The 20,784-nt window shown below is 67.2% G+C and carries 13 protein-coding genes, 2 tRNA genes and 2 rRNA genes; 9 read left to right on the top strand and 8 right to left on the bottom strand.

What is annotated here, in order from left to right; genetic code table 11:
* Nucleotides 1–20 precede the first annotated feature (20 nt).
* The 4 genes from ACSQ14_RS06530 to ACSQ14_RS06515 form a co-directional block, all read right to left on the bottom strand.
* Nucleotides 21–2,810 (bottom strand): 23S ribosomal RNA (locus ACSQ14_RS06530).
* Nucleotides 2,811–3,057: 247 nt separating this feature from the next.
* Nucleotides 3,058–3,133, bottom strand: a tRNA-Ala gene (locus ACSQ14_RS06525).
* A 92-nt stretch (nucleotides 3,134–3,225) separates the two neighbouring features.
* Nucleotides 3,226–3,302 (bottom strand) — tRNA-Ile (locus ACSQ14_RS06520).
* A 191-nt stretch (nucleotides 3,303–3,493) separates the two neighbouring features.
* A 16S ribosomal RNA gene (locus tag ACSQ14_RS06515) occupies nucleotides 3,494–4,975 on the bottom strand.
* The 16S and 23S rRNA genes sit together here with 2 tRNA genes alongside, the layout of an rRNA operon.
* Nucleotides 4,976–5,634: 659 nt before the next feature.
* Between ACSQ14_RS06515 and ACSQ14_RS06510 the strand changes: the two genes are divergently transcribed.
* Nucleotides 5,635–6,087 (top strand): RrF2 family transcriptional regulator, encoded by a 453-nt coding sequence (locus tag ACSQ14_RS06510; RefSeq protein WP_436010916.1) that lies wholly within the window; start codon nucleotides 5,635–5,637, stop codon nucleotides 6,085–6,087.
* 61 nt (nucleotides 6,088–6,148) lie between these two features.
* Here ACSQ14_RS06510 and ACSQ14_RS06505 read toward each other — a convergent pair whose 3' ends face one another.
* Nucleotides 6,149–6,580 (bottom strand): CBS domain-containing protein, encoded by a 432-nt coding sequence (locus ACSQ14_RS06505; protein WP_436010914.1) that lies wholly within the window; start codon nucleotides 6,578–6,580, stop codon nucleotides 6,149–6,151.
* A gap of 91 nt (nucleotides 6,581–6,671) precedes the next feature.
* Nucleotides 6,672–7,376 (bottom strand): rhomboid family intramembrane serine protease, encoded by a 705-nt coding sequence (locus tag ACSQ14_RS06500; protein ID WP_436010912.1) that lies wholly within the window; start codon nucleotides 7,374–7,376, stop codon nucleotides 6,672–6,674.
* Between the two features lie 132 nt (nucleotides 7,377–7,508).
* Between ACSQ14_RS06500 and ACSQ14_RS06495 the strand changes: the two genes are divergently transcribed.
* Nucleotides 7,509–10,373 (top strand): M16 family metallopeptidase, encoded by a 2,865-nt coding sequence (locus ACSQ14_RS06495; protein ID WP_436010910.1) that lies wholly within the window; start codon nucleotides 7,509–7,511, stop codon nucleotides 10,371–10,373.
* Nucleotides 10,374–10,467: 94 nt separating this feature from the next.
* A complete protein-coding gene (locus tag ACSQ14_RS06490; RefSeq protein ID WP_436010908.1) occupies nucleotides 10,468–11,013 on the top strand; it encodes a PAS domain-containing protein in 546 nt (181 codons plus the stop codon).
* Nucleotides 11,014–11,016: 3 nt separating this feature from the next.
* Here ACSQ14_RS06490 and ACSQ14_RS06485 read toward each other — a convergent pair whose 3' ends face one another.
* A complete protein-coding gene (locus ACSQ14_RS06485) occupies nucleotides 11,017–11,544 on the bottom strand; it encodes a gamma carbonic anhydrase family protein (RefSeq protein ID WP_436010905.1) in 528 nt (175 codons plus the stop codon).
* A gap of 314 nt (nucleotides 11,545–11,858) precedes the next feature.
* Here ACSQ14_RS06485 and ACSQ14_RS06480 point away from each other — a divergent pair, with 314 nt between their 5' ends.
* Nucleotides 11,859–12,623 carry a PhoH family protein gene (locus tag ACSQ14_RS06480; RefSeq protein WP_436010903.1) on the top strand — a complete coding sequence of 255 codons (765 nt, stop codon included), beginning with the start codon at nucleotides 11,859–11,861 and terminating at the stop codon, nucleotides 12,621–12,623.
* Nucleotides 12,624–12,834: 211 nt separating this feature from the next.
* Here ACSQ14_RS06480 and ACSQ14_RS06475 read toward each other — a convergent pair whose 3' ends face one another.
* The gene (locus ACSQ14_RS06475) at nucleotides 12,835–13,362 is read right to left on the bottom strand and encodes a hemerythrin domain-containing protein (protein ID WP_436010901.1); all 528 of its coding nucleotides are present in this window, start codon (nucleotides 13,360–13,362) and stop codon (nucleotides 12,835–12,837) included.
* A 233-nt stretch (nucleotides 13,363–13,595) separates the two neighbouring features.
* Here ACSQ14_RS06475 and ACSQ14_RS06470 point away from each other — a divergent pair, with 233 nt between their 5' ends.
* The 5 genes from ACSQ14_RS06470 (at nucleotide 13,596) to ACSQ14_RS06450 (ending at nucleotide 20,750) form a co-directional block, all read left to right on the top strand.
* On the top strand, nucleotides 13,596–15,533 hold the full coding sequence (locus ACSQ14_RS06470; RefSeq protein ID WP_436010899.1) for a DUF885 domain-containing protein: 1,938 nt from the start codon (nucleotides 13,596–13,598) through the stop codon (nucleotides 15,531–15,533).
* Nucleotides 15,534–15,584: 51 nt separating this feature from the next.
* A complete protein-coding gene (locus ACSQ14_RS06465; protein WP_436010897.1) occupies nucleotides 15,585–15,854 on the top strand; it encodes a hypothetical protein in 270 nt (89 codons plus the stop codon).
* A gap of 337 nt (nucleotides 15,855–16,191) precedes the next feature.
* Nucleotides 16,192–16,650, top strand: coding sequence for a MarR family winged helix-turn-helix transcriptional regulator (locus ACSQ14_RS06460; protein ID WP_436010895.1), 459 nt, complete (start codon nucleotides 16,192–16,194; stop codon nucleotides 16,648–16,650).
* Entirely contained in the window at nucleotides 16,647–18,095 is a 1,449-nt protein-coding gene (locus ACSQ14_RS06455; protein ID WP_436010893.1) for an MFS transporter, read from the top strand. Before ACSQ14_RS06460 ends, ACSQ14_RS06455 begins: the two co-directional genes overlap by 4 nt.
* A 48-nt stretch (nucleotides 18,096–18,143) precedes the next feature.
* Nucleotides 18,144–20,750 carry a M1 family metallopeptidase gene (locus tag ACSQ14_RS06450; RefSeq protein ID WP_436010891.1) on the top strand — a complete coding sequence of 869 codons (2,607 nt, stop codon included), beginning with the start codon at nucleotides 18,144–18,146 and terminating at the stop codon, nucleotides 20,748–20,750.
* Nucleotides 20,751–20,784 lie beyond the last annotated feature (34 nt).

Here is a 20,784-nt window from a genome sequence, read left to right as displayed (position 1 = left end):
GTTCATGAGTTTTGATAAGAACGATCAAGCCGATCGAGCGATTAGTACCAGTAAGCTCCATGCCTCGCGGCACTTCCACACCTGGCCTATCAACGTGGTGGTCTACCACGGCTCTCGGCGAAGCCTTGTTTTGAGGTTAGTTTCCCGCTTAGATGCTTTCAGCGGTTATCTATTCCACACTTAGCTACCCTGCTGCGCGGCTGGCGCCACGACAGGTCCACCAGAGGTGTGTCCATCCCGGTCCTCTCGTACTAGGGACAGATCCTCTCAAGCTTCGTACACCCACGGCAGATAGGGACCAAACTGTCTCACGACGTTCTGAACCCAGCTCACGTACCACTTTAATCGGCGAACAGCCGAACCCTTGGGACCTGCTCCAGCCCCAGGATGTGATGAGCCGACATCGAGGTGCCAAACTTTGCCGTCGCTGTGGACGCTTGGGCAAAATCAGCCTGTTATCCCTAGAGTACCTTTTATTCGTTGAGCGATGGCCCTTCCACGCAGAACCACCGGATCACTATGGCCGACTTTCGTCTCTGATCGACTTGTCAGTCTCTCAGTCAGGCGGGCTTATGCCATTGCACTCGACGAGCGATTTCCGACCGCTCTGAGCCCACCATCGCGCGCCTCCGTTACACTTTGGGAGGCGACCGCCCCAGTCAAACTACCCGCCACGCCATGTCCCGGATCCGGATAACGGACCGCGGTTAGACGTCAGTAACAACAAGGGTGGTATTTCAAGGTTGGCTCCCCCGAAGCTGGCGCCCCGGATTCATAGCCTCCCACCTATCCTACACATGTTGTCACTAACGCCAAGGCGAAGCTGTAGTAAAGGTTCATAGGGTCTTTCCGTCTGACCGCGGGAACCCCGCATCTTCACGGGGAATTCAATTTCGCTGAGCCTATGCTGGAGACAGCGGGGAAGTCGTTACGCCATTCGTGCAGGTCGGAACTTACCCGACAAGGAATTTCGCTACCTTAGGACCGTTATAGTTACGGCCGCCGTTTACCGGGGCTTCAATTCGGAGCTTGCACCCCTCCTTTTAACCTTCCGGCACCGGGCAGGCGTCAGACCCTATACGTCGCCTTGCGGCTTCGCAGAGCCCTGTGTTTTTGATAAACAGTCGCTACCCCCTGGCCTGTGCCACTCAGTCTTGCTTGCGCAAGGTGAGTCACGCTTATCCCGAAGTTACGCGTGCAATTTGCCGAGTTCCTTCAGCATAGTTCTCTCAAGCGCCTTGGTATACTCTACCTGTCCACCTGTGTCGGTTTCGGGTACGGTCTCCGTTGGAGTTATTTCCAGGAACCCCTTCACTGCCAGGAGCAATCCAATAAGCCCTAACAATTTACGGGATTCGTCACTTCCAACTGGCCCAGGAATATTCACCTGGTTCCCATCGACTACGCCTTTCGGCCTCGCCTTAGGGGCCGGCTAACCCTGCGCAGATTAGCTTTACGCAGGAACCCTTGGACTTTCGGCGAGAGTGTCTCTCACACTCTTTGTCGCTACTCATGTCAGCATTCTCACTTCCGATACCTCCAGCCAGCCTCACAGCTGACCTTCACAGGCTTACGGAACGCTCCGCTACCGCTTGCAGTAAACTGCAAACCCATACCTTCGGCGCACGGCTTGAGCCCCGTTACATTTTCCGCGCAGGATCGCTTGACCAGTGAGCTGTTACGCTTTCTTTAAATGATGGCTGCTTCTAAGCCAACATCCTGGTTGTCAAAGCAATCCCACATCGTTTCCCACTTAGCCGTGACTTGGGGGCCTTAGATGATGGTTAGGGTTGTTTCCCTTTTCACGACGGACGTTAGCACCCGCCGTGTGTCTGCCGGATAGTTCTCTTGGGTATTCGGAGTTTGGTTAGAATTGGTAGATCTCGCGACCCCCGCATCCATCCAGTGCTCTACCCCCCAAGGAATTCGTCCGACGCACTACCTAAATAGTTTTCGCGGAGAACCAGCTATGTCCAGGTTTGATTGGCCTTTCACCCCTATCCACAAGTCATCCCAGAATTTTTCAACATTCACGGGTTCGGTCCTCCAGTGAGTGTTACCTCACCTTCAACCTGCTCATGGATAGATCACCTGGTTTCGGGTCGTCATGCGACGTACTTATTCGCCCTATTCAGACTCGCTTTCGCTGCGCCTACACCTAACGGCTTAAGCTTGCACGGCACATGAAGTCGCTGACCCATTATACAAAAGGTACGCCGTCACCACGCGAGGTGGCTCCGACTGCTTGTAGGCTTCCGATTTCAGGATCTATTTCACTCCCCTCGTCGGGGTGCTTTTCACCTTTCCCTCACGGTACTTGTTCACTATCGGTCGTCGAGGAGTACTTAGGCTTGGAGGGTGGTCCCCCCATGTTCAGACAGGATTTCACGTGTCCCGCCCTACTCGAGGCTGTCGCTAATTGACGCTTACGGGGCTATCACCCGCTATGGCCGACTTTTCCAAGTCATTCAGCTTTATGTCACGACAGCACTGGCCTGGTCCCGGTTCGCTCGCCACTACTACGGGAGTCTCGGTTGATGTCCTTTCCTCCGGGTACTGAGATGTTTCAGTTCCCCGGGTTCGCTCAATGAACCCTATGTATTCAGGTCATTGTACCTTTAAACGTCCTACGAACCGGAACCCCGGACTAGCCGGAGCTCATGTTCGCAGACCGTAAAGGTGGGTTCCCCCATTCGGAAATCTTCGGATCAAAGGGTGCTCGCGCCTCCCCGAAGCTTATCGCAGCGTGCCACGTCCTTCATCGCCTCTCGACGCCAAGGCATCCATCAGAAGCCCTTATGCGCTTGATCGTTCTCAGCAAAACTCATGCACGGGACGGTTACGCGCCCGCTCACGGATACTCTTCCGGAGCCGACAGACGCCCATACATGCGCTTTGTATTTGCCAGACAATGATGTCTTCACAAGATCATCCCTCAAAGCGCCGAAGCGCCGGGAAAACCTTCTCTTCACAATGTCATAGATCCGCCCCGCCGGCCGAACGGCCGATGCGGCGGAAATCTGTGTCATCCGCGATCGCACGGAACTGCTAAAACCTTGGTGGAGCCAGACGGGATCGAACCGACGACCTCATGCTTGCAAAGCACGCGCTCTACCAACTGAGCTATGGCCCCCTTAGGAAGGAAGCCGGCCCCATTTACGGGAATGCTCGGTGAGAGCCATCGTCGATCCGCCTGTTCCGCCCAAGGTGTCACACGATGGAGTGTGGTGGGCCCAGGCAGACTCGAACTGCCGACCTCACGCTTATCAGGCGTGTGCTCTAACCAGCTGAGCTACAGGCCCTTGAAGCGGTCCGCCCGGCGCATCCGCCCTCCCGATGGAGAACGATGCGCCAGATGCGCGATCGCACCGCAGCCTCTCATCGACGGCTGCAGTGTTGCGGAAAGAGAAACGAAGACGGCGGCGATCCGCACCTGGATGGTGTCTTTGGAGAACCAATAGGCTGCGTGAGCGGCCTGGAGGTCCATCCTTAGAAAGGAGGTGATCCAGCCGCAGGTTCCCCTACGGCTACCTTGTTACGACTTCACCCCAGTCGCTGACCCTACCGTGGTCGACTGCCTCCCTTGCGGGTTAGCGCATCGCCTTCGGGTAAAACCAACTCCCATGGTGTGACGGGCGGTGTGTACAAGGCCCGGGAACGTATTCACCGCGGCATGCTGATCCGCGATTACTAGCGATTCCGACTTCATGCACTCGAGTTGCAGAGTGCAATCCGAACTGAGACGACTTTTAGGGATTAGCTCACCTTCGCAGGGTTGCAACCCTCTGTAGTCGCCATTGTAGCACGTGTGTAGCCCACCCCGTAAGGGCCATGAGGACTTGACGTCATCCCCACCTTCCTCCGGCTTACCACCGGCGGTCCCATTAGAGTGCCCAACTTAATGATGGCAACTAATGGCGAGGGTTGCGCTCGTTGCGGGACTTAACCCAACATCTCACGACACGAGCTGACGACAGCCATGCAGCACCTGTGTCCCTGTCCCCGAAGGGAAAACTGGATCTCTCCAGCGATCAGGGCATGTCAAAAGGTGGTAAGGTTCTGCGCGTTGCTTCGAATTAAACCACATGCTCCACCGCTTGTGCGGGCCCCCGTCAATTCCTTTGAGTTTTAATCTTGCGACCGTACTCCCCAGGCGGAGTGCTTAATGCGTTAGCTGCGTCACCGACATGCATGCATGCCGACAACTAGCACTCATCGTTTACGGCGTGGACTACCAGGGTATCTAATCCTGTTTGCTCCCCACGCTTTCGCGCCTCAGCGTCAGTATCGGGCCAGTGAGTCGCCTTCGCCACTGGTGTTCCGCCGAATATCTACGAATTTCACCTCTACACTCGGCATTCCACTCACCTCTCCCGAACTCAAGACAGCCAGTATCAAAGGCAATTCCAAGGTTGAGCCCTGGGCTTTCACCTCTGACTAAACTGTCCGCCTACGCGCCCTTTACGCCCAGTAATTCCGAGCAACGCTAGCCCCCTTCGTATTACCGCGGCTGCTGGCACGAAGTTAGCCGGGGCTTCTTCTCCGGGTACCGTCATTATCTTCCCCGGTGAAAGTATTTTACAATCCTAAGACCTTCATCATACACGCGGCATGGCTGCGTCAGGCTTTCGCCCATTGCGCAAGATTCCCCACTGCTGCCTCCCGTAGGAGTCTGGGCCGTGTCTCAGTCCCAGTGTGGCTGATCATCCTCTCAGACCAGCTATGGATCGTAGGCTTGGTAGGCCATTACCCCACCAACTACCTAATCCAACGCGGGCTGCTCCAATGGCGATAAATCTTTCCCCCGAAGGGCACATACGGTATTAGCTGAAGTTTCCCTCAGTTGTTCCGTACCAAAGGGCACATTCCCACGCGTTACTCACCCGTCCGCCACTCCCCCGAAGGGGCGTTCGACTTGCATGTGTTAGGCCTGCCGCCAGCGTTCGCTCTGAGCCAGGATCAAACTCTCAGGTTGAGTTAGACCAACTGACCAAACGTCACCCACCCCTCAACAGGGCAGGCTGGCTTTAGTCTGCGTAGTATCTTGACGAGTTCCCACAAATTCTAGCCAGACCCAAAGGCCCGACCATATTCATGGTGTCTTCAAGAGACCGCAGTCACAGTCAGTAGTCGTTGTGATAGGTCATAAACCTATCGCCAGACCACCGCCGCCTGCGTTTCTCTTTCCAATCTACAATGTCAAAGACCCGATCGACTTTCCGCCGATCCCGCTGTTTTTCGCCGGCGGTCGGCGGAGGCGGCTATCTAGTGAACCGTCTCTTTCATGTCAACCGGTCGTTTCCGACTTTCTTGCGTCGCCATCCTAGGTGGATTTTGGCGCAAAAATCACCGCGGGCCGCCGAGGGGCTTCCCCGATGAGTCCGTAGCGATTCGATTGAGGCTCGGGAAGATACCCAGCTGGAGGAGGAAATCAAGCGCTTTTCAGCGCCAACTTCCCGCCAGCGGGTCCTGCCCGGAGCGGAGGCGGCTTCTAGGCCCGCCCCCGGACGGAGTCAACCGACCCCGGAAGGTTTTGCCGGGGGCTTTTTCGCCGGCAGATCGACCGTCGGTCGGCGAGCCCCCTCGCGCCGCGGCGCGCACACCCCTATTAAGGGGCTGAAAGGATTGATCCGGATGCTGTCTCAGAAGGCCCGATACGCCCTGCGCGCGCTGGTGGAGCTCGCCCGCGCCGACGGCGCGCAGCTCACCTCGGGGGAGCTGTCGACCCGCGCCGACGCGCCGCGCAAGTTCCTCGAGGCGATTCTGCTGGAGCTGTCCCGCAATCACCTGGTGATCAGCCGCCGCGGCAAGTTCGGCGGCTACACCCTGGCGCAGCCGCCCGCGCAGATCAGTTTCGCCCAGGTGATCCGGGTGATCGACGGACCGCTGGCCCTGGCGCCGTGCGTCAGCAAGCGGATGGGCTATCGCAAGTGCGACGACTGTCCGGACGATCCGGCCGCCTGTTCGCTGCGCGAGGCGCTGCGCCGGGCGCGCGACGCGACCGCCGAGGTGCTGGAGGCCTACAGCCTGGCCGACGCCACGGCGAACAGCGGAACCCTCGAGGCGATCGAGGCCGCCGCCTCGTAAAGTCGGCGCGGACGCACGGAAACGCGCGGCGATTCCCCCTCCCCGCCCCGTCGGCGGCGGGTCAGCCGGTGGCGATGTAGGTCTTCAGCCCCTCGGCCTCGGCCTCGACCTCCGAGATCTTCCATTTGACCAGGTCGCCGATCGACACCAGGCCGACCAGCCGATCATTGTGGCAGACCGGCAGGTGGCGGACCCGACGGTCGGTCATCCGGCCGAGCAGGGAATCGATCGTTTCGCTCGGCTCAGCGAACAGCACGTCGTGGGTCATGCAGTTGGCGACCGGCTCGGTGAGCGCGCCGACGCCGCGTTCGGCGACGGCGCGGACGATGTCGCGCTCGGAGACGATGCCGGCCACCTGGCCGCCGGCGTCCAGCGCCACCAGGGCGCCGACTCCGCGGGCGTGCAGCTCGGCGGCGACCGCGGCGATCGTCGCCGCCGGTGTCGTGGTGAAGACCAAGTCGCCTTTGCGCTTGAGGATCTGCGACACGAACATCAGCCGTGGTCCCCATTTCTGGATTGAAATAACAGCGTCACCCATTTCCACAGGTGAATCAACGCACGCGGACGTGAGTCAGGTTCCGGATTCAGCGCCGCCCGGCCAGCAGCGCGAACGGTCCGACCAGCAGCAGGCCGGCGAGGAACCCGGCGAGATGCGCCTCCCAGGCGATTCCCGCGCCGTTGGCGCCCGGCACCCAGCCGCCGCCGAGGACCGCGATCAGCAGATTCACCGCCAGCAGCGCCGCGCCCATGCCGAGCACCGGCGGCGAGGTCAGGCCGCCCAGCCGGCCGTGGCCGCCGATCAGCCGCGCGACCGCCCCCATCAGCCCGGAGACCGCCCCCGAGGCGCCGACGAGTCCCTCCGGACTGCCCGCGTTGACCGCGGCGTAGCCCAGGTTCCCGAGCGCGCCGCACAGCAGATAGAAGGCGAAGAAGGCGAAGGCCCCGCGCGGCCCCTCGCCGAAATAGCGCGCCAGCGGCGTCGCAAAGGCCAGCGCCATGGCCGCGTTGGTCAGCGCATGCGCCCAGCCGCCATGCAGGAAGATGGCGGTGAACAGGCCGCGCCACTCGCCGGCCGCCAGCTGCGCCGGCGTGAAGACGAAGGCCTCCATCAGCCCTGGCGACAGCCGGGTCTGCAAGGCGTAGCCGCCGATGATCAGCACGACCAGCGCCAGCGCCGGCCACGGCGCGTTGAACACCGGCTCGTGGACCGGCCGGCGGTCGGGCGTCGGCCCGTCGGGATAGCCGCGACGGGGGTCGTTCGACGTGTCCTGGAAGAGGCTCGCGGGCATTGCTCCACCATTTAGGCGCTCTTCTTAGGCGCTCTTCGCCGCGGGCGCGAGCGGCAGGCGCGCCTTGCAGGCGCCGCACGCGACGACGATGCTGCTCAACCTGATGCACTTGGGTCCGGGGCTCCCTAACCGATGATTGGCGTACTCAAGGCTGGCGCGGCGTTCGCCGCCGCCGTCGCGTTCCTCGCGGCGGCCCCGATCGCCGCCGCGGCCCCGGCCCAGGCCGCCGCGCCGGCCGCCGCGCCGGCATTTGTCGCCTGGCCGCAGGCCGCCTCCGACCTCAAGGCCGATCCGGATATCCGCTTCGGCGTGCTGCCGAACGGCCTGCGCTATGCGATCCGCCGCCAGACCGTGCCGCCCGGCCAGGCGGCGCTGCGGCTGTGGATCGGCGCCGGGGCGCTGCAGGAGACCGACGACCAGCAGGGGCTGGCGCACTTCCTGGAGCACATGGCGTTCAACGGCTCCACCGCGGTGCAGGAGGGCGAGATGATCCGCATCCTCGAGCGGCTCGGCCTCGCCTTCGGCCCCGACACCAACGCCTCCACCGGGTTCGACGAGACCATCTACAAGCTCGACCTCCCGCGCACCGACGCCGAGACGGTCGACACCTCGCTGATGCTGCTGCGCGAGACCGCCGGCGCCCTGACCATCGATCCACGGGCGGTCGACCGCGAACGCGGCGTGGTGCTGTCGGAAGAGCGGGCCCGCGACACGCCCGGCTACCGGGTGCTGCGCGAGCGGCTGGCCTTCCTGCTCAAGGGCCAACGGCTGCCCGAGCGCATGCCGATCGGCAAAGTCGAGGTCCTGCGCACCGCCCCGGCGTCGCGGGTGCGCGACTACTACCAGGCGCACTACCGGCCGGAGCGCGCCGTGCTGGTGGCGGTCGGCGACTTCGATCCCGACGCGATGGAGGCGAAGATCCGCGCCCGCTTCGGCGACTGGCGCCCCGCCGCGCCCGAGCCGCCGCAGCCGGACCTCGGCGCCGTGCCGCCCCGCGGAACCGAGGCCAAGCTGGTGGTCGAGCCCGGCGCGCCGTTCAGCCTGCAGCTCGCCTGGACCGCCCCGCCCGACCTCGCCGCCGACAGCCAGGCCAAACAGCGCCGCAGGGTGATCGAGCAGCTTGGCCTGGCGGTGCTGAACCGCCGCTTCTCGGCGCTCGCCCGGGCCCCGGACCCGCCGTTCATCAGCGCCGGCGTGGCGAAGTTCGACCAGAGCCGCACCGCCCGGATCACCCTGATCAACGTCACCGCCGAGCCCGACGCCTGGCGCCCCGCGCTGAGCGCGATCGACGCCGAGCAGCGTCGGCTGGTGAAGTACGGCGTGCGGCAGGATGAACTCGACCGCGAGATCGTCGAGATGCGCGCGCGGCTGAAGGCCGCCGCCCAGGGCGCCGCGACCCGCCGCCCGCAGGACATCGCCGAAGAGGTGGTGCGGGCGCTGGGCGAGGACGAGGTGGTCACCAGTCCGGCCCAGGACCTGGCGCTGTTCGACCAGATCGTCGCCGGCCTGAAGGCGGACGAGGTGTCGACGGCGACCAAGGCCGCCTTCAGCGGCTCCGGACCGCTGCTGTTCGCCGGCTCGCCGCAGCCGATCGCCGGCGGCGAGGCGACCCTGCTGGCCGCGCTGGCCGACTCCCGCAAGGTCGCGGTGACGCCGCCCGCGGCGCCGCCGAAGATCAGCTGGCCCTATGCGAGCTTCGGCGCCCCGGGCAAGGTCGCCGAGCAGCGCACGGTCGAGGACCTCGGCGTCACCTTCGTGCGCTTCGAGAACGGCGTGCGGCTGACGCTGAAGCCGACCCGGTTCCGCGACGACGAGGTCCTGGTGCGGGTCAACGTCGGGCGCGGCCTGATCGACCTGCCGCGGGATCGGCAGGCGGCGACCTGGGCCGGCGCCGCCTTCGTCGAGGGCGGGCTCAAGCAGATCGCCAGCGAGGACATGGAGCGGGTGCTGGCCGACAAGGTCTATGGCGCGCGCTTCGGCGCCGGCGACGACGCCTTCGTGCTGTCCGGCGGCACTCGCACCGGCGACCTGCCGACTCAGCTCGAGGTGCTGGCGGCCTATGTCGCCGAACCCGGCTGGCGGCCCGAGGCCTTCCTGCGGCTGAAGGCCAGCGGCAAGACGATCCACGACCAGTACGAGGCGACCAGCTCGGGCGTCCTGGCCCGCGATCTCGGCGGCCTCCTGCACGCCGGCGACCGGCGCTGGACCTTCCCCTCGCGTGCGGAGATCGCCGCCGCCCAGCTCGGCGACCTGCAGGGCGAGCTGGCCCCGGACCTGTCGAAAGGCCCGATCGAGGTGGTGATCGTCGGCGACTTCGCGCCGGAGGCGGCGATCGCCGAGGTCGCGCGCACCTTCGGCGCCCTGCCGCCCCGCCCCGCGCCCGAGCGCGCAGCGGCCGAGCAGCGGCGCACCGGCTTCCCGGCGCCGACCGCCACGCCGATCGTCCTGACCCACAAGGGCCGCCCCGACCAGGCGGTCGGCTACATCGCCTGGCCGACCAGCGACCTGTGGGCCGATCCGCAGCGGGCGCTCGCCACCACCGTGCTCGGCGAGGTGCTGCGCAACCGGCTGACCGAGGAGCTGCGGGAAGCCCAGGGGGCCACCTACAGCCCGTCGGTCGGCTACACCCACAGCCAGGTCTGGGAGGGCTGGGGCTATCTCGCCGCCAGCGTCGAGGTGCCGCCGGAGAAACTCGACGCCTTCTTTGACGACGTGAAGAAGATCGCCGCCGACCTGCGCGACCAGCCGGTCGCGGCCGACGAGCTGGCGCGCGCCAAGCAGCCGCGGGTGGAGACCCTGCAGCGGGCGCGGGTCACCAACCAGTACTGGCTGGCCGAGCTTTCCGGCGCGCCGGCGGATCCGCGGAAGCTACAGTTCGTGCGCGACATCGTGCCGGGCACGGTCAAGGTCACGCCGGCCGACGTGCAGGCCGCCGCCCGGCAGTTCCTGCGCGACGACACCGCCTTCCGGCTGATCGTCCGGCCGCAGGCGCGCTGAGGCGGCACGTCGTGCCATTTCGGCACAGATGGTTGATGGCGCCGAACTTCCTGCAAGCCGCATGCGGCCACTGGCGGTCGCGTGAGGCGAGCCGATGTTCCACGCCAATACACAGCGACTGATCGACTACTGGACCCAGCGCGCCCAGCCGGGCCGCGCGCCGAGCCGGGCCTCGATCAATCCCGGCGACTTCCGCCAGCTGATGCCGCAGACCTTCATGCTCGGGCGGGAGGCGCGCGGCGCCTACACGGTGCGACTGGCCGGCGGCTTCGTCGGCGACCTGCACCGGCAGGACCTGCGCGGGACCAACGGCCTCATGCTGTGGTCGGAGCGCGATCGGCTGCGGCTGCAGGGCGCGCTGGAGGACATCCGCCGCCGGCCGGAACCGCTGGTCGCCATGGCCGAGGTGCTGACCGACGGCCCGAGCCTGTCGATCGAGGTGCTGTTCGCCCCGCTCGCCGCCCACGACGGCGGTCCGGAGCGCTATCTCGGGCTCTACCAGCCGCTCGCCATGGTCAGCCGACTGCAGGACCGGCCGGCGCTGGAGTTGTCAGTGCGCGCCCTGCGCCGCCCGGCCGCGGCCAACGAAGAGACCGCGCCGGTGCGGCTGGCGACGCTGTACGGCCGGCGGATCGCCTGAGCCTCAGACCGGCTTCAGCTCGGCCTTGAAGCGCTTCCAGTTGGCGACATAGCCGGCGGCGCTGTGGGCCAGGGTCTCGAGCTGCGCCGCGGAGACCTCGCGCACCACCTTGCCCGGCGCGCCGATCACCAGGGAGTTGTCCGGGATCACCTTGCCCTCCGGAATCAGCGCCTTGGCGCCGATCAAGCAGTTCCTGCCGATCTTCGCGCCGTTCAGCACGACTGCCCCAATTCCGATCAACGAGCCGTCGCCGACAGCGCAGCCGTGCAGCATCGCCATGTGGCCGACCGTCACATTGGCCCCGATGACTAGCGGCGCGCCCATATCGGTGTGAAGCACAGAGCCGTCCTGGATGTTGCTGTTCTCGCCGATGATGATTGGATCGTTGTCGCCGCGCACCGTGCAACCCCACCAGATCGAGGCGTTCTTCTTGAGAATCACCCGCCCCATCACGGCGGCGTTCGGTGCGATCCAATATTCGTCATCGTTTGGTAGCTCAGGCGTCACATTTCCCAAACTATAGATAGGCATCAATTATCCCCTGAACTATCGCAACAAGCGTATTTAACGGACCCGAAAGCACGATAGGATCATTCTAGTCGGGCGATTCGAGCAGGCGAAGGCCTTCTCGCTCGCCCCCGCGGGTCGGGGATCCGGTCCGCGTCAAGCGCTGGGCGGAGTTTGATGGCGCTGAGCAGGTCCAACCTTGGGGCGGAGACGTCCCATCGCAATCAGCCCGGCGGGCCACTTGGCCCGGCACGACGCCGCTCCCGTTTCTACACTGACCCGTCGAAGGGCGCTCCCGCAGGGAGACGCCCTTTTTTCATGCCCCCACGGAGGCCTTGATGAGCAAGCGAGCCATGAAGCGACAGCTGCGCGAAGGTACGTTCGATGCCGGTCAGTTCGAGGGTGATGACAAGATCCGCCGCTTGCCGCTGGAGCGCAGCTGGTCGCCGCTGGCCCATCACAACGACGATCGCGACCAGGGCTACCTGAAGACCATCAAGGCCAAGTCGCCCGGCCAGGAAGAGCTGATGAAGGCGATCGACGAAAAGAATCTGGTGCTCGCCCTGGGTCCGGCCGGCACCGGCAAGACCTACCTGGCGATCGCCAAGGCGGTCGAGGCGCTGGAGAGCGGCCGGGTCGGCCGCATCGTGCTGTCGCGCCCGGCCGTCGAGGCCGGCGAATCCATCGGCTTCCTGCCCGGCGAGATGGAGGACAAGCTCGCCCCCTACCTGCGGCCGCTCTACGACGCCCTGTCCGACCGGCTGTCGATGAAGCGGGTCCGGGCGCTGATGGCCGAAGGCGCGATCGAGATCGCGCCGGTCGGCTTCATGCGCGGCCGCACCCTGAACAACGCCTTCGTGGTGATCGACGAAGCACAGAACTGCACCTACGGGCAGCTGAAGATGCTGCTGACCCGGCTCGGCTGGCACTCGACCATGGTCGTCACCGGCGACCCCAACCAGTCGGACCTGCTGCCCGAGCTCTCCGGCCTCGGTCCGGTCGCCGAGAAGTTCGAGGCGGTGAGCAACATCGCCGTCGTCCGCCTGGCCGACCGCGACATCGTCCGCCACCCGCTGGTCGCCGAGATGCTCGGCGTCCTCTGACGCAAAAGGCTCCCCCGCGCGGCGGGGGAGCCTTCTTCCCCGCCGCCTAGGTTTGCGGCGTCTCGGTGCGGCGGCTGAAGTCGGGGAACCACGGGTGCCAGGGGCGTATCAGCCCTACGGCCAAGGTGGTGACATGCGGTGGGCGACGCAATCGGCGGCCGACCGGCGCGGTGAACTCTGAGCGGCTACGCCGCGCCGGGGCCGCGCCCGCCTAATGCTTGCGTCCGCCGAGCTTGGCCATCAGCTCGGCCTTGCGCGCCTGCAGGCGCTCGCCCATCGCGTCGAGGTCGTCGTCGCCCTTCTTGGCCTGGGCGAACATGCCGCCGGGCTGCTCCTCCTCCTTGACGTGGTGCTTGATGTACTCGCTGAGCACCTTGACCTTGGCGTCGTATAGGTCTTCGTCCGGCTTCATCGCCTCGATCTCGGCGATCAGCCGCTTGGCGCCGGCGTGCTCGACGTAGGCCTCGTCGAGGATGTCGTCGTCCACCTCGCCGCGCTCCTCGGGATAGAAGATCTCTTCCTCGATCTGCGTGTGGACCTTCAGCGCGAGCGCGATCTTGCGGAACAGCTCGAGCTTCTCGGCGTCAGCGTCCAGTTGCTCGAACTCGTCGAACCATTCTTCGACCTGGCGGTGGTCCTTCTTCAGCAGCGAGATCGCCAGTGGATCACGCCGCGCGGTGCCGCGGGTCTTGCGCGCGGTGGGGCGGCCGGAGGTCGTCCGGGTTTGGGCGGTAGCCATGAGGTTGCATCCTGAAGTTTCGAGCCCCTTCAAACACTTCCGGCCGGCTCGCGTTCCCCGCAACCGCTCCCTGCGAGTCGCTCTCAACGCCGGCGGTAGCGGCGCGATCTTCGGCCCCGGAACGATGCGCCGCGGCGCACCCGAGATGCGACAGTTGACGCCTTGCCGCCGGCGACCGACGGGCGCAGATGTCGCACGTTGAGCTGCGCTGTACCCGCAACCCAGGACGCCCGATGCACCGACGCCACCTCCTTCAGAGCGGCTGCGCCGCGATCGCCTTCGGCGCGCTGGCCCGCGGCGCGGCGGCCGGCCCGGCCCCGGCGCCGAGCGCGTTCGCCCAGCTGCGCGACCGCTATTTCCTGGAGGCGATGCGCCGCAATCCGGTGACCGCGACCTACCTGGGCGGCGACGGCTACAACCCGGCGCTGGCGCGCATCAACGGCGCCCTGCGCGACTATCGCCCCGAGGCCCTGGCCCAGGAGGCGGCGTTCTACCGGCGGATCCTGGCGGCGGACCAGGCGATCGCCCCGCAGACGCTCTCCGGCCCCGAGCGCGTCGACCAGCACCTGATGCGGGCGCAGATCGCCTTCATGCTGCACCAGCTGGAGCGCCGGTATCAGGAACGGGCGATCGACAGCTACGTCGCCGAGCCGTTCCGCGGCGTGGACTGGCAGATCCAGCAGATGACCGAGCTTCCCGGCGGCCAGCTCGGGACCGACGCCGAATGGGCCCTGGTGGCGGAGCGCGTGCGCGCCGTACCGGCCTTCCTGGAGGTCGCGCTGGCCAACCTCAAGGCCGGGGCCGCCTCGGGCAATCGCCCGGATTGGCGGATGGTCGAGCGCGAGGGCGTCGCCGGAGCCCGCGACGCGGCCAACTACTTCGAGAAGCCGCTGCTAGAGCAGGTCCAGAGCTATCTTGGCGACCGGCCCTCGAAGGCGATGCTGACGGCCGAACTATCCGCCGCCGGCGCCGAGGCGGCGCGCGCCTTCCGGGCGTTCGCCGAGGGCGTGCGCGCGACCTATCCGGCGGCCGACCGCCAGGACCGCTACGCCGCCGGCGAGGCCGAGTACGCCTGGCGACTGCGCAACAACCTGCGGGAGGCCCGCAGCACCGCCGAGCTGTTCGCCTACGGCCAGCAGCAGACGGCCTTCTACCAGGGGCAAATCTACAAGGTCGCCCAGGAGGTCGCGGCCGAGGCCGGCCTCGGCCTGCCGTTCGGGACCACGGCCGAGAAGAACGCCTCGGTGCGCAAGGTGATGGAGCACCTCAGCGGCGACTCGCCGAAATCCGACGCCGAACTGCTCGCCTGGTACGTGGAGACCGGCCGCCGGGCGGTGCAGTACGGCCGCGAGCAGAAGCTGTTCGACGTGCCGGCCAGCTATCGGCTCGACGTCGTGCCCACCCCGCCGGTGCTGCGCGCGGCGCTCGACGCCGCCTACTATCCGGCCCCGCCGTTCAAGAACGCGGGCGTCGGCCGCTTCTACCTGACGCCGACCGGCGACGATCCCGCGGCGCTGCGCGAAAACAACCGCGCCTCGGTCGCCGACACCGCCGTGCACGAGGGCTTTCCCGGCCACGACTGGCACTACAAGTATATGACCGAGCATGCGGCCGGGATCAGCAACGTCCGCTGGTTCACCCCCGGCGCGGTCGAGGATTCGGCGTCGATGTGGGGCGACTCGCTGGCGACCGAGGGCTGGGGCCTCTACGCCGAGGAGCTGATGGCCGAGCCCGTCCCCGGCCGGCCGCACGGCTTCTACAGCGCCGCCGAGCACCTCTACGAACTGCAGGGCCAACTGCTGCGGGCGGTGCGGGTGGTGGTCGACGTCGGCATGCACACCGGCCGCATGAGCTACGACGAGGCGGTCGACTACTTCACCGCCAACGTCGACTTCATGCCGAACGCCCGGGCGCGCGCCGCCAGCGATCCCGCCGCCCGCGCCGTGGCCGAGCGGGCCGAGAAGGCCATCTACCGCTATTCGAAGTGGCCGACCCAGGCGATCACCTACAACCTCGGCAAGACGGCGATCATCGCGCTGCGCGAAGAGTTCAAGGCTGCGCGCGGGGCGGCCTACCAGCCGAAGGACTTCCATGAACGCTACATGCGCCAGGGGCCGGTCGCCCCGGCGCTGATGCGCGACGAGCTGCTGCAGGGGGCGCGGACCCCGTAGAGTCTGCGGAACCGCCCTCGCCGCCGCCCGCTTCTCCGGGCGGAGGCCAGCATGAACGCGAAAACCCCCACGACCGCGCCGACGCAAGTCGAGGTCGCGACCGGCGACCGCCATGACGAGGTGCACTTCGAGCCCGATCCCAATCAGCTGGTCGTGGCCTGGCACCTAGTTCGCCCCGCCGGGCCGCCGGTCGAAGATCCGGCCGGCCACCTCGCGCTCGCCGACTCGCCGCCGGTCGAGGACGTGCTGGTCGCCCCGGACGGGCCGGATGGACCGTCGGTCTGGGATGCACGGCCGGCGGACGACACGGGCAAGCGCTGAGAACCCCGCACCTTATCCGCTCGTCCCCTCGTCTTTCGCCAACCTCCTACCTCCCCCGCGAAGCGGTGGGAGGGGGACCACGCGCCGCAGAGCGCGTGGTGGAGGGGGCAAGCCCCCAGCTCAGACTCGTCGCTTCGCCGACAACCGATCTTCTACGGATCCCGCGGAAAGGCCGCAGGCGCCGCGTGCCCCCTCCACCGCCCGCTCTGCGGCGGGCGGTCCCCCTCCCGCCATCGCTGCGCGATGGGGGAGGTAGAGCGACACCCCTTGCGGCGCTGCGCGCGCTATACTAGATAGTTCGGCAACCTAACTATCTAGATCCGAGTTATCTCAACCGATGACCGTCGCCGCCCCGTCCGCTCCCGCCGCCCGCGAGGTGATCGCCCTCGCCGACGCCTTGCGCCCTGCCTTGCTGCGGCTGTCGCGGCGGCTGCGCAACGAGGCGCAACGGGCCGGGATGTCGGCCCAGGACGCGATCGTGCTGGGCCTGGTGAAGGCCTATCCGGGGATCGGCGTCAGCGGATTGGCCGAGGCCGAGCAGACCGCGAAGCCGACCATGAGCGGCCACGTCAAACGGCTCGAAGCCGAAGGGCTGATCACCCGCGCCGACGACATCGAGGACGGCCGCCGCAGCGGCCTGAACCTGACCCCGGCCGGCGTGCGCCAGCTCGAACAGATCCGCGCGCAGCGGAACGACTGGCTGGCCAAGCGGCTCGCCCGGCTGGACCCGGTCGAACGCGAGCAGATCGCCGCCGCCGCCGCCGCGCTCCTCAAGATGGCGAGCGTCGACGGATGAGCGACGAGGCTATCGATCCCCGCTTGGCGCTGGCCGATCCGCCGGCCTCCCAAAGCGGCCGGCCAGGCTGGCTGGTGCCGGCGATCATCGGCTCGGCGCTGATGATGCAGTCGCTGGAATCCACGGTGATGTCCAACGCCCTGCCGAGCATCGCCCGGGCGCTGCACGAGGATCCGCTGCGGCTGAACATGGCCATCACCATGTTCCTGCTGGCCACCGCCGTCTTCCTGCCGGTCAGCGGCTGGATCGCCGACCGGTTCGGCGCCAAGCGGGTTTTCATGGCCTCGATGGTGCTGTTCGCGGTCTCCTCGGCCGCCTGCGGCCTGGCCGCCGACCTGCCCCAGTTGATTCTGGGGCGCATCGCGCAAGGCGCATCCGCGGCGATGATGACGCCGGTCGCCCGGCTCGTGCTGCTGCGCATGACGCCGAAGAGCGAGCTGGTCAGCGCCATGTCGGTGTTCACCATGCCGGCCCTGGTCGGCCCGGTGCTCGGGCCGCTGCTCGGCGGCTTCATCGTCACCTACGCCGACTGGCGCTGGATCTTCTTCATCAACCTGCCGATCGCCGCGATCGCAGTGCTGCTGGTGCGGGCCTTCGTGCCGGACCTCAAGGGGCAGACCGTTTCGCCGATCGACTGGATCGGCATCCTGCTGACCGGTGTCGGCCTCGCGGCGTTGATGTTCGGCTTCGAGAACCTCGGCCGCGCCTTCCTGCCGGCCTGGCAGGTCGCCGCGCTGTTTGTCGGCGCTGCGCTCTGCTTCCTGCTCTACTGGCGGCACGCCGCTGGCAACCGGGACGCCATCATCGACCTGGCGGTGTTCCGCATCCGCACCTTCAGCGCGGCCACGGTCGGCGGCGGCTTCATGCGCATCAGCATCGGCGCCATGCCGTTCCTGCTGGCGCTGCTGCTGCAGATCGGCTTTGGCATGAGCGCCTTCACCGCCGGCCTGATGACCTTTCTGTCCTCCGCGGGCGCGCTGGTGATGAAGAGCATCGCCCCGCCGGTGCTGCGCCGCTTCGGCTTCCGCACGGTGCTGATCGTCAACGGCCTGCTGGCCTGCGCGAGCTTCGGAATCTACGCGATCCTGCGCCCCGACATGCCGCACTGGGTGATCATGGCGCTGCTGGCCGGCGGCGGCTTCTTCCGCTCCCTGCAGTTCACCGCGCTGGGCAGCCTGGCCTTCGCCGACATCGACCAGGACCAGATGATGCGCGCCTCGACCACCTCGTCGATGTGTCAGCAGGCGGTGCAGACCATGGGCGTCGGCCTGGCTGCTCTGCTCGTCCACTTCATCCAGGTCGCCCGCGGCGACGAGCACCTGACCTGGCAGGCGGTCAGCCCCGCCTATCTGGCCGTCGGCCTGATCGCCGCCATCTCCCTGATCTGGTTCGTGCGCCTGCCGCGCAACGCCGGCGCCGAATTGAGCGGCCGCGCCGCCGACTGATCCATCAGGCGCTTGCGGACGGCTTAAGCGTCACCCTAGCCTCCCGGGGTGAACAAGCTGCTTTCCCTGCTCCTCGCCGCGAGCCTGGCGTTCGCCACCCCGGCGTGGAGCGCGCTCGCGCCGCAGGCCGCCGCGTCCGTCGACCGGGTGATCCTGCCGGCCGAGGTCGCGCCGGAACGCTACGAGATCCGCATCACGCCCGATCCGGACCGCCTGGCCTTCCGCGGCCACGCGCGGATCACCGTCACCGTCGCGCGGCCGACGGATCGGATCGTGCTGAACGCCGCGGACCTCGGCTTCGGCCAGGTCAGCCTGTCCGGCGTCTCCGCCACGCCGAAGGTCGTGCTCGACGCGGCCGAGCAGACCGCGGCCTTCGTCTTCCCGCAGCCGCTCTCGCCGGGGCGCTACACCCTCGACATCGACTACACCGGGCGGATCTATCAGCAAGCGTTCGGCCTGTTCGCGCTCGACGGCGACGTCGGCGGCCGCAAGAGCCGCGCGCTGTTCACCCAGTTCGAACACTCCGACGCACGCCGCTTCGCGCCGATGTGGGACGAGCCGGCGCTGAAGGCGGTGTTCGCGCTGACGATCGAGGCCCCCGCCGGCCAGATGGCGGTGTCCAACATGCCGACAGCGCGGGTCGAGCCGCTGCCGGACGGCCGCGTCGCGACCACCTTCGCCGACACGCCGAGCATGAGCTCCTACCTGCTGTTCCTGGCGCTCGGCGACTTCGAGCGGATCCAGCGCAAGGTCGGCGACGTCGAACTCGGCGTGGTGGCGCTGCGCGGTCAGGCGGAGAAGGGCCGCTTCGCGCTCGACACCGCCGCCGAGCTGCTGCCCTGGTTCAACGACTATTTCGGCAAGCCCTATCCGCTGCCCAAGCTCGATCTCATCGCTGGGCCCGGCCAGAGCCAGTTCTTCGCCGCGATGGAGAACTGGGGGGCGATCTTCGCCTTCGACCGCAACCTGCTGCTCGAGCCGGCCGCCAGCCCGGCCGAGCGGCAACGGGTCTTTACCATCGTCGCCCACGAGATGGCGCACCAGTGGTTCGGTAACCTCGTCACCATGGCCTGGTGGGACGACCTGTGGCTCAACGAGGGCTTCACCTCGTGGATGGAGAGCAAGGCCGCCGACCACTTCCACCCAGAATGGAAGATGTCGCTGCAGGAGATGGCCAACCGCGAGCGGGCCATGCGGCTCGACGCCGGGGCCGGAAGCCATCCGGTGATCACCCCGGTCCGCGACGTCTTCGCCGCCTCGAGCGCCTTCGACGCGATCACCTACCAGAAGGGTCAGGCCGTCGTGCGGATGCTGGAGCAGTTCGTCGGCGAGGACGCCTTCCGCGCCGGCATCCGCGCCTACATCGCCCGCCACGCCTACGGCAACACCACCACCGACCAGCTGTGGGCGGAAATGGAGCGCGTCGCGCCGCGGCCGGTGACGCGGGTGGCCCATGACTTCACCTTACAGAGCGGCGTGCCGTTGATCCGCGCCGAGGCCGCGCCCGGCGGCGTCCGCCTCACCCAGTCGCGGTTCGGCGGCGCCCTTCTGCGCGGCGGGACCTGGCTGACGCCGGTGCGGGTCGCCGCGCCGGCGACCGACAAGACCTGGGTCGGCCTGGTCAGCAGTCCGCGGCCGGAGCGCGTCGCGCTTGCCCCGGGGGCCGCGGCGGTCGTCAACGCCGGCCAGACCGGCTACTTCCGCACCCGCTACGCGCCCGAGCTGTGGACCCGGCTGGCGCCGGGCTACCTGAACCTCGAATCCGCCGACCAGCTCGGCCTGCTCTACGACTCCCGGGCGCTGGGCGAGAGCGGGCTCTCGCCGCTCGGCGACTTCCTGGGGCTGGCGAAGACCGCCGCACAGGCCGAGGAACCGGTGGTGCTGACAGGGCTGGCCAACGAGCTCACCGCGCTCGGCCGCGCCTATCCGGCAACCGACGGCGCGGCCTATCGCGCCTATGCGAGCGCCCGCCTGGCGCCGGTGCTGGCGCGCATCGGCTGGGACCCGCGCCCCGGCGAAGGCGACAACACGCCCGCCCTGCGCGACGCCCTGGTGCGGGCGCTGAGCGATTTCAACGACCCCGGCGTGCGCGCCGAGGCGCTGCGGCGCTTCCAGGCCTCGGCGGGCCAACCCGACAAGCAGGCCGGCGCACTGGCGCAGACCGTCCAGGCCGCCGCCGCGCGGCACGCCGATCCGGCCACCTGGGAGCAGTTGCACACCCTGGCCCGCACGGCCGGCCCTAGCAGCGAGCGCGCCCGCTTCTACCGCCTGCTCGGCTCGGCCAAGGATCCGGCGCTGGCCGACCGGGCGCTGGCCCTGGCGCTCAGCGGCGAGCCGCCGCCGACCACCGCCCCGGCGATCATCGCCGCCGTCGCCGTGCTGCACCCGGACAAGGCCTTCGACTTCGCCGTGGCCCATCGCGCCGAGGTGGAGGCGTTGCTGGAGCCGACCAGCCGCACGACCTTCATCGCCAACCTCGCCCGCGGGTCGCGCGACAAGGCGATGCTGAAGAAGCTCGACGCCTTCGCCGACACGGTCCCGGCCTCGAGCCGCAGCGAGGTCCGCAAGGCGGCCACCGAGATCCGCAACCGCCGCGACTTCGCCGACCGCGGCCTGGCCGAGATCGACCGCTGGCTGGCGGCCAATCCCGGCTGACCAAAAACCCGCGGAGGGAAGGACTGGCGCCCTG

The organism is Phenylobacterium sp. LjRoot219, from assembly GCF_964252995.1.
Lineage (GTDB): Bacteria > Pseudomonadota > Alphaproteobacteria > Caulobacterales > Caulobacteraceae > Phenylobacterium.
Note: the sequence above shows the minus strand (reverse complement) of the source record. Positions and strands in the feature narration are given on the sequence as shown.